The sequence below is a fragment of the Streptomyces sp. NPDC057854 genome (assembly GCF_042797055.1).
In the GTDB taxonomy this organism is placed as follows: Bacteria; Actinomycetota; Actinomycetes; order Streptomycetales; family Streptomycetaceae; genus Streptomyces.
This window is the reverse complement of the sequence record NZ_JBHVMF010000001.1, coordinates 828,367-841,413: the sequence shown is the minus strand read 5'-3', so window position 1 is coordinate 841,413 and position 13,047 is coordinate 828,367. Positions and strand designations below refer to the sequence as shown.

The window sequence follows — 13,047 nt, the reverse complement described above, 5'->3', positions numbered from 1 at the left end:
GGTCCAGGCATCCGGGTCGTCCGCCCGCGCGGCGGTGTGGCGGTCCTGTCAGGGGTTGGTCCAGGCGTCCGGGTCGTCCGCCCGCGCGGCGATCTCGGCGGGCAGTCGCGCCGACGCGACCTCCGCGAGCGAGACGCCCAGCACGTCGCGCACCTCCGCCCGCAGCGCGATCCACAGCGGCAGCAGCGACGCGGCCGGGCCCGTGTACGCGAGGTCCGGCGGACGCTGGCCGCGCACCGACACGAGCGGGCCGTCGACGCAGCGGATCACGTCCGCGACCGAGATCGACTCGGCGGGCCGCGCCAGCCAGTAGCCGCCCCGCCCGCCGCGCTGGCTCTCGACCAGGCCGCCCTTGCGCATGTCGCCGAGGATGCCCTCCAGGAACTTGTGGGAGATGCCCTGCCCCTCGGCGATCGCCTCGGCCTTCAACGGCCCCGCGTCGCCCGCGGCGGCGAGCTGGAGGGCGGCCCGCACGGCGTAGTCCGCCCTGGCTGAAATGCGCATGCGGTGCATTATTCCGTACGGCTCCGAGGGGCGCCGGACAGCGGTCGCGCGGGCCCCGCGGCCCCGGGTACCGGGCCCGGCGGCGGCCGTCCGCGGGGCGCGCGGCCGGTCCCCGGGGCGGCGTCGCGGCGCCGGAGGACGTCCGGTCCGCACCCTTGACGGCGTCCGCCGGCCGCCGGACACTCGGGACAGGAAACCCGAGCGGACAGGTAGGGAACGGCATGCGACACGGCGACGGGCTCGACGGCCACCCGGCCCGCCCCCTGCCGCGCCCCCTGTCGCTCACCTCGCGCCGCCACATCGACCTGCTGCGGGTGTGCAGCGCGGCCTGACCGCGCCCGGCACCCGGTCCCACCCGTCGCGGAACGCCCCCGCCGTCGTGCCCCGCCCGTCGTGCCCTGTCCTTCCCGGCACCGTTCTTCCGGGCACCGGCGGCACGCCCGTCCCGGGCCGTTCCCGCTCCGCTCCGCCGCCTTCACGGGCCCTCCGTCTTCCCGTCACTCCGCTGCCGCCGTACGGGCGTTCCGCCGCCTCCCCGTGGACTCCGCCCCTCCGGACCCAGCACCGAGCCACCCTGGGAGCACCATGTCCGTCGTCGTCCCCGCCGCGCTGCTGCCCGCCTCCGCCGCACCCGCCTTCCGGGGCCGGATCGGCCCGTCCGCCGACAGCGGCCACTACGCCGTCCCGCACCGCTACCGGCTCCACCTCGCCCCCGCCGACCCCGGCTGTCTGAGCCTCGCCGTCACCCACGGACTCCTCGGCCTCGACCCCGTCCTGCCGCTGCGGCTCCTCCCCGAGGTCCCCGACACGGCCGACGGCTCGTACACCGCCCTCCGCCCGCTCTACGAGGCCGGCGCCCACCTCTACACCGGCCCCGCCACCGCGCCCGTCCTCGCCGACGCCTGGACCGGACGGATCGTCAGCAACCACGTCCCCGACATCCTCCGCGACCTCGCCCTCCGCTTCCGGGGCGACGGCCCCGACCTGCTGCCCGAGGAGCACCGCGCCGAGATCGACGCCCTCGCCGCGCTCTGCGCCGACGGCGTCCACCGGGCGGCGCAGCGCGCCGGCGAACTCGGCCTCCACCCGGACGCCGACGCCCGGCGGGAGGCCGACCGGGCGCTCGGCACGCTCTTCGCGGCGCTCGACGCCCTCGACGCCCGGCTCACCGGCCGCCCCTACCTCCTCGGCGCCGCCCCGACCCTCGCCGACGTGCACGTGTGGGGCGCCCTGCTGCGGCTCGACACCGTCCACCGCTGGCACCTCGACGCCGCCGCCCTCCACCGGGTCGCCCGGCCCCGCGCGCTCTGGGCGTACGTCCAACGGCTCGCCGCGCACCCGGCGTTCGCGCGCCACCTCGACGTCGACGCGGTGCTGCGCCGCCACCGCGCCCACTGCCGGGGACGCGAGGCGGCCGGCGCCGCGATCCGCATCGTCGACTGGGGAGGCGCCGGCCGCTGACCCCGGGGCTCAGGCGACCCGGCGCCCGTGCAGCGGCGCCGTGTCGTCGCCCCCGCCGGAGCGCACCCCGCGCAGGAACGCCTCCAGCGCCTCCACCGACGTCGCCTCCGGCTGCCAGGCCAGCTCCTCGCGCGCCCGGTCCGTGGACATCACCGGGATGTGCCGGAGCAGGTCGAAGAGGCCGGGGGAGGCGGGCGCCAGCCGCAGGTGCCAGGCCGCCGCGAGCGCGCCGCGCACCGCACCCGCCGGGACCCGCACCGGGCGCGCCCCGAACATCTCGCCGAGCAGCGCCGCGTCCACCACCGGGTCCGCCGCCAGGTTGAACGCGCCCCGCACGTCCCGCAGCACCGCCCGCACGTAGGCGTCGGCGGCGTCGTCGGTGTGCAGCACCTGGAAGCGCAGGCCCGCCGGCTCGGGCAGCACCGGCAGCAGATCGGGCCGGACCAGCTGCCCCGGCAGGAACCGGCCCGCGAAGATCCGGCGCTGCTCGCTCGCCGCCTCCTCCTTGAAGAGGAACGCCGGCCGCATCCGTACCACCCGGGTCTGCGGGTGGTCGCGCTCGAACGTGTCCAGGACCCGCTCCAGGTACGCCTTCTCCCTGCTGTACGCGGCGTCCGGCCAGCCGTGCGTCGGCCACGCCTCGGAGACCGGCGCGCCGCTCTCCGGGCCGGGGGAGTACGCCCCCACCGACGACGCGCACACCAGCGCCGGCACCCGGGCCGCCGCCACCGCGTCGCAGACCCGCAGGGTCCCCAGCACGTTGGTGCTCCAGGTCGTCACCGGATCGTGCGTGGGCTGGAACCGCCACGCCAGGTGCACCACGGCGTCGGCGTCGGCCACGTACTGGGCGAGCCGGGGCCCGTCGCCGTCGTCGGACAGGTCGACGGCCGCCCACTCGACGCCGGGGACCTCCAGGCCCGGCAGCCGGCGCGCCAGCCCCAGGACGGAGCCGACCCGCTCCTCGGCGGCCAGGGCACGCACCACGCTGGTGCCCACGTTCCCGGTGGCGCCCGTGACGACCACCCTCAGTCGCGAACTCGGGTTCATGTCTTCGACACTCCGCCATCCGGGCGGTGTCCGCACCTCGACCCGCCCGAAGGTGACGGAACGTGACCATCTGGGTAGCGCAAGTGACCGTCCCTGAGCACCATGGAGCGACGCACGCGAGACCGGGGGGCCCGCCACGGAGGAACCCCATGCTGCTGCCCGACCGGAACACCGTCGAACGGCTCCTCCGGCACTACCGCGACCAGGAGCGCACGGTCCGCGCCGCCCCCGGCGACCTCACCGTCCGGCGGCGCTTCGAGGACACCGCCTACACCCTCTGCGTCCTCATGGGCGTCCGCTCCATCCAGGAAGCCCTGCACGCCGCCGAACGCTACGTCGCCCCCGGCACCGCCCGGGCTCCCCGCGCACCCCTGTGACGGCGCCGCCCGCGCGCGGCGCGTAGGGCAGCGCCGACACGGCGCAGACCGCGGCCGCGAGCAGCGGGACCGCGGACAGGGAGCCGGCCGCCACCGGACCGGCCACCGCCGCGCCGACCGCGAAGCCGGTGATCTTCAGGCTCGCGCCGGTCGTGAACACCCGGCCCCGCAGCCGCGACGGCGTCTCCGCGTGCCGGACCGCGAACAGGGCCGTCAGCTGCGGGCCCTCGGCCGCCCCCGCCACCGCGAACGCCACCCCGAGGACCGCCGCCGCCCCCAGTGCCACCGCCCCGCCCGCCGGCCCCGTCCCGCCCGCCGCCCCGCCCACCGCCGCCCAGGCCGCCGCCTGCGCCAGCGCCCCGCCCCACAGCAGCCGCCCCGGCGGCACCGCGCACCCCCACCGGGCGTGCGCCGCCGTGGCGGCGAGCCCCGCGCCCGCCGCCACCGACAGCAGCAGCGCGCCCCGCCCGGAACCGCCGAGCGCCCGCGCCCCGAGCGCCGGGAGACAGGCGGCGACCATCCCCTGCGCGGTGGCGCAGCCGACCGACGTGAGCGTCGCCCGCAGCAGCGGCCCGCGCCGGAACACGGCGCCGACGCCTTCGGCGCCCGCCGCACCGCGCGGCGGCGGGGCGGCGGCGGGCAGGGTCCAGGCGACCGGGGCCGCCGCCGCGACCAGCGCCGCCGCGAGGACCAGGGCGGCCGGCGCCCCGAGCAGCAGCGCCGCGACCGCGGCCAGCGCCGGGCCGGCGAGCGCCGCGAGGGAGAACGTCAGCGCGTCGAGGCCGTGCAGCCGGGCCATCCGGCCGGCGGGCGCCAGCCGCGGCAGCTGAGCCGTCCACCCGCCCGCGAGCGCCGGACCCGTCAGCCCGGCGGCCACCGCGAGCAGCGCCGTCACCGCGAACGGCAGCCGGCCGAGCCCCAGCAGCACGGCGCCGAGCCCTGCCGCGTACAGGACGAGCGCGCCGGCCAGCAGCCGCCCCGGCCACCGCGACCGGTCCAGGAGCGCCCCGAGGAGCGGGCCGCCGACCGCCGCCGCGACGGTGGCGCAGGCCAGCAGCGTCCCGGCGCGGGCCGTCGAGCCGGCGACCGCGAACCCGGCGAGCGCCAGGGCCGGCCCGGACATCTCGTCCCCGGTGCGGGCGGCGAGCGCCCCCGCCAGATGGGCGGCGACTCCTCGGCAAGGCGAGGGACGGCGGGGCGAGGGACGGCGAGGGGAGGGGCGGCGAGGCTTTCGCGAACGGATGCGCATGGCGCCGGACCCTACGGAGGTAACTCAAAAGCGCGCAATATGCGTTACATTCCACGGATGCCCGTGCTCCCTGACCGGTCCACCCGGCACTCCACCGTCGCCATGGCCCTGCGCACTGCCGCCCTCGTCAACGCGCTGGCCGACCCGGCGGCCGGCCCCGCCGAGATCGCCGCCGTGCTCCTCGCCCACGGCGAGCCCGCCCCCGTCGAGGTGACCGCCGAGGACGTCACCCTGATGCGCGGCGCCGCCGTGCACCTCCGGGAGGTGTTCGCCGCCGGCTCGGCCGACGAGGCCGCCGCCCTCCTCAACACCCTCCTCGCCGCCCACACCGGGCCCCTCCGGCTCACCTCGCACGCCGGCACCGCCCCCTGGCACCCGCACGCGGACGCCTCCGACGACGCCCCCTGGACGCCGTGGTTCCTGGCCTCCGTCTGCCTGGCGCTCACCGTCCTGCTGTGGGAGCGGCAGGCCCCGCCCGGCCGGACGTGCGCCTCCCCGGCCTGCGGGCGGGTGTTCGTCGCCCACGGCAGCGGGCCCGAGCGCCGGTACTGCTCGCGGCGGTGCGCCACCCGCGAGCGCGTCGCCGCCCACCGGCGGGCCCGCGCACCGAGGTTGTCGTGAGTCCGGACGGGCGCCGGGTCAGAGGCGGGCCGCCCGGCGGCGCCAGGCCCACAGCGCGAGGGCGGAGACGCAGGCGGAGGCGACCAGGGTGAGCGGCAGCGCCACCGACGGGGTCTCCCCGGCGGGCGCGGCGGCGGGGGCCGGCCCGGGCGCCGCGGCCGGCGGGGCGCCGGCTCCGCCGCGCACCGTGACGGGCCGGGTGCCGGACTCGGCCGCCGGCGGCGACTTCGGCGGCAGCAGGGAGCCGACCGGCTGCACCTTGCCCGCCGCCGCGAAGCCCCAGTCGAGGAGCGAGCGGGCCTCCTCGTACACGGCGAGCCCGCCGCCCGACTGCGGGTTCATCACCGACACGACCAGGGTGCGGTCGCCGCGGCGGGCGGCGGCGACGAGCGTGTTGCCCGCGTTGCTGGTGTAGCCGTTCTTGATGCCGATGATGCCCGGGTAGCGGCCGACGCCGTCCGCGCCGGTGACGAGCCGGTTGGTGTTGGCGATGCCGTACGACCAGGAGCCCGCCGGGAAGTCCGCGTAGGCGGTCGAGCAGTAGCGGGTGAACTCCGGGTCCTGGAGGCCCGCCCGGCCGAAGACCGCCAGGTCGTACGCCGACGACACCTGGCCCGGCGCGTCGTAGCCGTCCGGCGAGACCACCCGGGTGTCCCGCGCCCCCAGCGACCGGGCCTTCTCCTGCATCTGGCGGGCCATCGACTCCCAGCCGCCGCTCATCGCCGCGAGGACGTGCACGGCGTCGTTGCCGGAGCTGAGGAAGACGCCGTTCCACAGGTCGGAGACGCGGTACGTGTACCCCTCCTTCACCCCGACGAGGCTGCTGCCCTCCCCGATCCCTCTCAGCTCCTCGTCGGCGACCGTGTGCCGCGCGTCCGCCTTGTGGTGCGGCAGCGCGGTCAGCGCGAACAGGGCCTTCAGCGTGCTGGCCGGCGGCAGCTTCCGGTGCGCCGAACGGGCGGCGAGCACCTCTCCCGTACCGGCGTCCGCCACCACCCAGGACAGCGCCGACACGGCCGGCACGGCCGGCGCGCCGGCCAGCCGCTGCACCTGCGTCCCGGGCCGGTCGAGCCGCGCCGGGTCCACGAACCGCCGCGCGGGAGGGGTCGGTTCGCCGGCGGCACCCGGGCCGAGGACGGGAGCGGACGCGGCGGTGCGGAGCGGGGGCGTGGCGCCGGCCACGGGGGCGGAGAGCACGAGCAGCATCGCGGCGGAGCCCGCGGCGGCATGGCGAAGAGCTGACGTGACGATCATTCGGCCACCGTAGGAAGCGGCGGAGGAGCCCGCAGGACGAAGTGCGCCACCCGGCGTAGCGAACGCGACGCCCGGCGGCGCGTCGTGCCGCCGGGCGGGTGACGGACAGTCAGCGGCCCTTCCGGTGGAGCCGTACGCGCCCCTAACCCGGCGCGCGGACAACCGGGTTGACCCTAGGATGCGGGCTTGCCCCGAACGGGCGACCGCCCGGGGGCCTCACCCGTCGTCAGGAGTGGATGGACATGGACGCACGTCCCGGAGCCGCCCCCGCCCCCGGTCCGTACCGGCTCGACCCGGCCGGCGGATGCCCGCACGCCGCCAACGCCCGGCTGCTCGCCCGCGGCGCCGTCGCGCCGGTGGTGCTGCCCGGCGGCATCGACGGCATGGCCGTCCTCGGCCACGACGCCCTCCGCGACTTCCTCGCCCACCCGGACGTCGCCAAGGACCCCCGGCACTTCACCGCGCTCGCCGAGGGCCGCATACCCGAGGGGTGGCCGCTGCGCACCTTCGCCACCCTCCCCGGCATGATGACCGCCGACGGCGCCGACCACCGCCGGCTGCGCACCCTCGTCAGCAGCGCCTTCACCGCCCGCCGCGTCGAGGAGCTGCGCCCGCGCGTCGAGGCGGTGACGGAGGGTCTGCTCGACGGCCTCGCCGGCGCCGCCGCGGCCGGCGACGGCGTCGCCGACCTGCGCCGCCACTACGCCCTGCCGCTGCCGCTCGGCGTCATCTGCGAACTCCTCGGCGTCGACCCCGCCCACCAGGACCGGCTGCACCGCCTCTCCAGCCTGGTCGTCGCCACCGACACCCCGCCCGAGCAGGCCGTCGCCGCCAACCGCGAGCTGCTGGACCTGCTCGCCGGCATCGCCGCCGCGAAGGCGGCGGCGCCCGGCGACGACCTGACGAGCGCGCTCCTCGCCGCCCGCGACGAGGACGGCGACCGGCTCACCCAGCCGGAGCTCATCGGCACCCTGCTCCTGCTGATCGTCGCCGGCCACGAGACCACCCTCAACCTCGTCACCAACGCCGTCCGCGCCCTGTGCGCCCACCGCGACCAGCTCGCCCTGATCGCCGACGGCCGGGCGACCTGGGCGGACGCCGTCGAGGAGACCCTGCGCTGGGACAGCCCCGTCAGCTACTTCCCCTTCCGCTACCCCACCCGGGACCTGACGATCGACGGCACCCCGATCCCCCGGGGCACCCCCGTCCTCGCCGGATACGCGGCGGCGGGCCGCGACACCACGGCCCACGGCCCGGACGCCGGCCGCTTCGACGTCACCCGCGCCGGGACCGCCAAGCACCTCTCCCTCGGCCACGGCCCCCACTACTGCCTGGGCGCCCCGCTGGCCCGGATGGAGGCGGCGATCGCGCTCGAAGCGCTCTTCACCCGCTTCCCCGCGCTCGACCTGGCCGTCCCCGAGACCGGCCTGGCGCGGCACGCCGGCTTCGTCGGCAACAGCGTGCGCGCCCTGCCCGTCCGGCTAGGAACCCCCGCCCGGTAGCCGGCCGGACCCGGCGCCGGCCGGTCGAGGACGTCGGCGGCGGGCCGACGGCCGGGCGCGGCGCCCCTCGCCCGGGCCGTCCGGCCCCCGGGGCGGCGGCCGTTCAGGCGCGGCGGCGCCGGTCCGCCGAGGGGGCCGCCGCGCCGGGAGGGGAGCCGGGGGAGGCCCGGAGGGCGGAGACGAGGCGCAGCAGCCGGTCCTCGTTCCCGGCGAGTCCCGCCGCGCGCAGCGCCGCGTCCGCCTCCGCCATCGGGTTCGTCAGCATCATCCCCGCGTACGGGGCGAGCCGCGGGTCCGTCAGCACGGCCTGGGTGGATTCGAGGAGGCGCAGATACGCCTGGGCCGCGGCGCGCTCGGTGGCGCTGATGGTCGTGGTCATGTCGGGCTCCCTCTCGACGGCTTGACGCACCCCACCTTCTCGTACGGGTCTGACAACGCCCCTCAGGCCCGCCCGCGCAGCCGCGTGAGAAGCCGTTCCAGGAACACCCGCTGCCCGGCGACGAGCAGGGGCTCCGCCGCCTCCGGCGCGAACCAGCCGACCCGGTCCAGCTCCGGGAACTCGACCCGCGCCCCCGAACGGGGCGGCCACTCCAGCGTGAAGGTGCCCGGCACGACGTCCGCCGGGTCCAGGTCGCCCTCCACCGCCCACACGGTGACGGTCTTTCCGCCCGCCTGCCGCACCTCGCCGAGGTCGAGCCAGTCGCCGTCCGGCACCGGCAGTCCCAGCTCCTCCCGGAACTCGCGCCGCGCCGCGTCCCGGGGATCCTCCTCCGGCCCGTACTCGCCCTTGGGCACGGTCCACGCGGCCTCGTGGCGGCGCGCCCAGAACGGCCCGCCCATGTGCCCGACGAGCACTTCGATCCCGTCGTCCGCCGTCCGTCGGAAGAGGAGTAGACCCGCACTGCGTGTGACCGGCATGCCGTCAGTCTGCCCGCGCGGGCCCCGCCCCGCAGCCGAGGAGGGGTCAGGCGGGCGCGTCCCCGGGGCGGTCCGCCGGCACGGAGCCCTGTCCACGGTCTTCCGCCGGTACGGAGCCCGGTACGGAGCCCAGTCCTGGGCCCGGTCCGGGGGCCTGCCCCGCGAGGTGTGCCAGGACGGCCGCGGCGACCGCGCGCCCGTCGGCCGCCGCCCGCAGGGCCGGCCGGCCGCCGCACAGCAGGCCGCCGGCCGCGAACACGCCCGGCATCGGCGGGCCCGCCGGACCCCGCCCGCCGGGCGCGGACGCCAGGCCGGCCGCCCGGGCGAGTTCGTGCTCCGGGACCCAGTCGCCGGTGAGGACGAGCGTGTCGCACCGCAGGCTCCGCGTCCGCCCGTCCCGGTCCCGTACCGTCACCCCCTCCAACCGCCCCCGGCCCGTCAGCTCCGTCACCGTCGTGCGGGTGAGCACCGGGACGCCCCGGACGCCGGCCGCCGCCCGCGGCGCCTCCGCCACCACGGCCGCCACCGCGACGCCCGCCCGGCGCAGCAGCCGCACGGCGTGTCCGGCCTCGGGACCGTCGCCGACGACCACGGCGCGCCGCCCGACCTGCTCCGGGCGGGCGCCGGTCATGGCCACCGTCCGCTGCAGCTCACCGGTCGTCAGGACGCCCGGCGCGCGGGTGCCGGGGAGCAGCCGGGCCGCGCGGGACCGTTCGCGGGCGCCCGTCGCCAGGACCACCGCGCGCGCCTCGACGGTCCCCAGGCCGGTCGGCGCGGTCGTGTCGAGCCGCAGCGGGCCCGCCCAGCCGGTGGCCGACACGCCGGTGCGCACGACGGCGCCGGACCGGATCGCCGCGCGGACCGCCCGCCGCGCGTACCGGGGGCCGTCCAGGGCGCGGCCGCGCGCGTCGGCGCCGAACCCGGGGCGCGGGCAGTGGCGCGGCACGCCGCCGGCCTCCGGCTCGCGCTCCAGCACCTCGACCCGTCCGGCGCCCGCCGCCGCGAGCGCCGCCGCCGCGGCGAGCCCCGCCGGGCCGGCGCCGACGACCAGCACGTCGACGGAGCCCACCGTCCTCCCGTCCGGGTGCCGCGTGTTCACCGGGCCCGGGCCCCCTTCCGGTACTCCTCGAACAGGGCGCGCAGGGCGGGCCGGCAGTGGGCGCCCTGGCAGCGGCCGGCCCCGGCGCGGGTGCGGCGGCGCAGCCCGCCGAGCCCGGCCGGCGGCACCACCGACGCGAGTGCGGCGCGCACCTCGCCGCGGGTGACGTGCTCGCAGTGGCAGACGACCGTCCCGAAGTCCGGGTCGCGGGCGACGGCCGCGGCGTCCCGGTAGGGGCGGGGGAACGCCTCGCCGAGGTTCGGCATCCGGACCGGCGGCAGCGGTTGTTCGGGTCCGGTCCGCAGGCCGCACTCGGCGAGCAGGCCGAGGACGTGCTCGGCGAGGGCGAGGGAGGCGGACAGGCCCGTGGAGCGGATCCCGCCGACCGTGACGTACCGCAGCGCGGGTCGGGCGGCGCACGCGTAGTCGTCCCGGCCGGTGGCGGCCCGCAGCCCGGCGTACGCGGCCGTCACCTCCTCCTCGACCAGCGCGGGCACGATCCGGGCGCCCCGGTCCCGCAGCCCGGCGAGACCGTCGGCGGTGGTGCCGGTCGCCGTGCGGTCGTCCAGGTCCTCGGCGGTCGGGCCGAGCAGGACGTTCCCGTAGACGGTGGGCGCGACCAGGACGCCCTTGCCGAGCGGGCCGGGCACGGGCAGCAGGATGTGGCGGACGAGGTCGCGGGCGGCCTTGTCGTACACGAGCAGCTGGCCCCGGCGGGGCGTCACGGTGAAGTCGCCGACGCCGAGCAGGGCGTCGAAGCAGTCGGCGGCGAGCCCGCAGGCGTTGACGAGGAAGCGGGCGGTGAGCGGGCCGCGGGTGGTCGTCAGCCGGTGCCCGTCCGGGGCGGTGGCGACGTGCGTCACCCGGCGGCCGAGGTGCAGGTCGACGCCGGAGAGCACCGCCTGGGTGGCGTACGCGAGGGTGGTGGTCCAGGGGCAGATCAGCGACTCGCCCGGCACGGCCAGCGCGGCGAGCGCGCCGGGGCCGAGGTGGGGCTCGCGGCGGCGGAGTTCGGCCGCGCCGAGGATCCGGGTGGCGTGGTGGCCGTTGCGGGCCGCCTTGGCGGCGAGCCCGGGGAGCGCGGCCCGCTGCTGCTCGTCCCAGGCGACGAGCAGCGCGCCGACGGGTTCGACGGGGATGCCGGTCTCGGCGGCGTAGTGGGTGAGCAGCCGGTGGCCGGCGCGGACCAGCCCGGCCTCCAGGGTGCCGGGCACGGCGTCGAAACCGGTGTGGAGGATCGCCGTGTTGGCCTTCGAAGTGCCCTCGCCGACGTCGTCCGCCGCCTCGACGAGCGCGACCCGCAGCGGGTACCGGGCGAGCGCGCGGGCGATCGCGCACCCGACGACACCGGCCCCCACGACCACGACGTCGTACGCGGCTCCCGCTCCGTCCGGGGCCCGGCTCCGGCCGTCGGTGATCCTGCCCGCCCGGGCCGTGGTCACGCCGCCCCCTCGGGGGCCGGCGCCGGACGGTCCAGCAGGGCCGTGACCTCCGCGCGGAACCGGCCGAGCCGGTCCGCCGCCTCGTCCGCCGAGATCGCGGGCTCGTACACGGCGGACGGCTTCCACGGCGGTACGGCCTCCGGGACGGCGAGGTCCGGGTCGTGGCCGAGGAGGGCCAGCGCGCCGGCGCCGAGCGCCGTCGCGTCCGGCAGCGCGGCCACCTCCACCGGCAGCTGGAGGAGGTCCGCCTGGGTCTGCATCAGCAGCGCCGACCGGGTGAGGCCGCCGTCCGCGCGCAGCGACTCCAGGGGCGCGCCCCGGTCCGTGGCGGCGGCCCCGGCGAGTTCGACGACCTGGGCGGCGATGCCCTCGACCAGGGCCCGCACCAGGTGACCGCGGCCGGTGTCGAGGCCCAGACCGGTGAGTGTGCCGCGGGCGTCGCCGCGCCACCAGGGGGCGGCGAGCCCGGCGAGCGCGGGCACGAAGGCGACGCCGCCGCTGTCGGGCACCGAGCCGCCGACGGCGTCGAGGTCGCCGGCGCCGCCGATCACGCCGAGGTCGGTGAGCCAGCGGACGGCGGACGCGACCGCGAACACCTGCCCGTCGAGGCAGTGTTCGGTACGGCCCCGCAGCCGCCAGGCGACGCAGCCGACGAGGCCGGTGGTGGTGCGGCGGGGCCGCGGTCCGGTGCGGGCGAGGAGGAACGCGCCAGTCCCGTAGGTGCACTTGGCGGCGGCGGGCGCGGTGGCGCTCTGGGCGAGGAGGGCGGCCTGCTGGTCGACGACGAGCCCGGTGAGGGGGAGCGGCGGGCCGAACGCCGTGGTGACGCCGACCGGTTCGTCGCAGTCGACGATCCGGGGCAGCCGCTCGCCGCCGAGTCCGTAGCGGTCGAGGGCGGGCGCGGACCAGGCGACGGCGGCCGGGTCGAGGAGTCCGGTGCGGCCGGCGGTGGCGGCGTCGGTGACGTAGGCGCCCGTCAGACGGTGGACCAGCCAGGCGTCGCTGGTGGTCACCACGCCGGCGCCGGTGGCGTGGCGGCGGATCCAAGCCATCTTCGGGGCCGCGAAGTACGGGTCGACGGGCAGGCCCGTCAGCTCCGTCAACTCCTCTTCATGCGCCCCGAGTTCGGCGCAGATGCCGGCCGCTCTGCGGTCCTGCCAGACGAGGGCGTCGGTGAGCGGCGCGCCGGTGGCCGGGTCCCAGGCGAGGACCGTCTCGCCCTGGTTGGCGAGGCCCACGGCGACCACCGGGACGCCGGCGTCGGCGAGGGCCGCGCGGCCCGCCGCGACGACGGATCCGTACAGCTCGCCGGGGTCGGCCTCGACGCGCCCGCCGGGCAGATGGCGGGGCGTGACCGGCGCCGTACCGCTGCCGAGGACCCCGCGCCGGGGGCACAGGACGAGCGCCTTGGTGCCGGACGTGCCTTGGTCGACGGCGAGTACCGGGCCGCCCGTCATGAACCTGCTCCCGTCCTGGAGTCCACCGCCCGGTGATCACCGGGTCACGGAAAGGGGTCAGGCTCGCGGCCCGCCGCCCGCCCGTCAAGTGCGTCCCCGTGAACCTGTCAGGTAGG

The 13,047-nt window shown here is 78.4% G+C and carries 13 protein-coding genes; 4 read left to right on the top strand and 9 right to left on the bottom strand.

Annotation, left to right across the window (positions count from 1 at the left end; translation table 11 throughout):
- Nucleotides 1–48: 48 nt before the first annotated feature.
- Entirely contained in the window at nt 49–504 is a 456-nt protein-coding gene (locus ACFVQZ_RS04010; RefSeq protein ID WP_030498714.1) for an Rrf2 family transcriptional regulator, read from the bottom strand.
- Nucleotides 505–1,089: 585 nt separating this feature from the next.
- Between ACFVQZ_RS04010 and ACFVQZ_RS04005 the strand changes: the two genes are divergently transcribed.
- Nucleotides 1,090–1,965, top strand: a complete 876-nt coding sequence (locus ACFVQZ_RS04005; protein WP_383619436.1) for a glutathione S-transferase C-terminal domain-containing protein — start codon at nt 1,090–1,092, stop codon at nt 1,963–1,965.
- A gap of 9 nt (nt 1,966–1,974) precedes the next feature.
- On the opposite strand, the gene ACFVQZ_RS04000 is transcribed toward ACFVQZ_RS04005, so the two are convergent.
- The gene (locus tag ACFVQZ_RS04000) at nt 1,975–3,012 is read right to left on the bottom strand and encodes an SDR family oxidoreductase (RefSeq protein WP_030498716.1); all 1,038 of its coding nucleotides are present in this window, start codon (nt 3,010–3,012) and stop codon (nt 1,975–1,977) included.
- A gap of 149 nt (nt 3,013–3,161) precedes the next feature.
- Here ACFVQZ_RS04000 and ACFVQZ_RS03995 point away from each other — a divergent pair, with 149 nt between their 5' ends.
- On the top strand, nt 3,162–3,389 hold the full coding sequence (locus tag ACFVQZ_RS03995; RefSeq protein ID WP_036416966.1) for a DUF5133 domain-containing protein: 228 nt from the start codon (nt 3,162–3,164) through the stop codon (nt 3,387–3,389).
- On the opposite strand, the gene ACFVQZ_RS03990 is transcribed toward ACFVQZ_RS03995, so the two are convergent.
- Nucleotides 3,298–4,512, bottom strand: a complete 1,215-nt coding sequence (locus ACFVQZ_RS03990; protein ID WP_383619433.1) for an MFS transporter — start codon at nt 4,510–4,512, stop codon at nt 3,298–3,300. The genes ACFVQZ_RS03995 and ACFVQZ_RS03990 overlap by 92 nt on opposite strands.
- A 183-nt stretch (nt 4,513–4,695) precedes the next feature.
- Between ACFVQZ_RS03990 and ACFVQZ_RS03985 the strand changes: the two genes are divergently transcribed.
- Nucleotides 4,696–5,259 (top strand): CGNR zinc finger domain-containing protein, encoded by a 564-nt coding sequence (locus ACFVQZ_RS03985; protein ID WP_383619431.1) that lies wholly within the window; start codon nt 4,696–4,698, stop codon nt 5,257–5,259.
- An 18-nt stretch (nt 5,260–5,277) separates the two neighbouring features.
- On the opposite strand, the gene ACFVQZ_RS03980 is transcribed toward ACFVQZ_RS03985, so the two are convergent.
- Complete coding sequence (locus tag ACFVQZ_RS03980; protein WP_030497903.1) at nt 5,278–6,513, bottom strand: serine hydrolase; 1,236 nt, start codon at nt 6,511–6,513, stop codon at nt 5,278–5,280.
- Between the two features lie 242 nt (nt 6,514–6,755).
- Between ACFVQZ_RS03980 and ACFVQZ_RS03975 the strand changes: the two genes are divergently transcribed.
- Nucleotides 6,756–8,015 carry a cytochrome P450 gene (locus ACFVQZ_RS03975; protein ID WP_383619429.1) on the top strand — a complete coding sequence of 420 codons (1,260 nt, stop codon included), beginning with the start codon at nt 6,756–6,758 and terminating at the stop codon, nt 8,013–8,015.
- A 103-nt stretch (nt 8,016–8,118) separates the two neighbouring features.
- Here ACFVQZ_RS03975 and ACFVQZ_RS03970 read toward each other — a convergent pair whose 3' ends face one another.
- The 5 genes from ACFVQZ_RS03970 to ACFVQZ_RS03950 all read right to left on the bottom strand — a co-directional run bounded on the left by ACFVQZ_RS03970 (nt 8,119) and on the right by ACFVQZ_RS03950 (nt 12,931).
- A complete protein-coding gene (locus ACFVQZ_RS03970) occupies nt 8,119–8,394 on the bottom strand; it encodes a hypothetical protein (RefSeq protein WP_030497901.1) in 276 nt (91 codons plus the stop codon).
- Between the two features lie 62 nt (nt 8,395–8,456).
- The gene (locus ACFVQZ_RS03965) at nt 8,457–8,933 is read right to left on the bottom strand and encodes an NUDIX domain-containing protein (RefSeq protein WP_030497900.1); all 477 of its coding nucleotides are present in this window, start codon (nt 8,931–8,933) and stop codon (nt 8,457–8,459) included.
- A gap of 46 nt (nt 8,934–8,979) precedes the next feature.
- Nucleotides 8,980–10,032 (bottom strand): FAD-dependent oxidoreductase, encoded by a 1,053-nt coding sequence (locus ACFVQZ_RS03960; RefSeq protein WP_383619427.1) that lies wholly within the window; start codon nt 10,030–10,032, stop codon nt 8,980–8,982.
- Nucleotides 10,029–11,450: an FAD-dependent oxidoreductase gene (locus tag ACFVQZ_RS03955; protein ID WP_383619544.1), complete on the bottom strand. Its 1,422-nt coding sequence runs from the start codon at nt 11,448–11,450 to the stop codon at nt 10,029–10,031. Before ACFVQZ_RS03955 ends, ACFVQZ_RS03960 begins: the two co-directional genes overlap by 4 nt.
- A gap of 20 nt (nt 11,451–11,470) precedes the next feature.
- Nucleotides 11,471–12,931, bottom strand: coding sequence for an FGGY family carbohydrate kinase (locus ACFVQZ_RS03950; protein WP_383619425.1), 1,461 nt, complete (start codon nt 12,929–12,931; stop codon nt 11,471–11,473).
- Between the last annotated feature and the right edge of the window lie 116 nt (nt 12,932–13,047).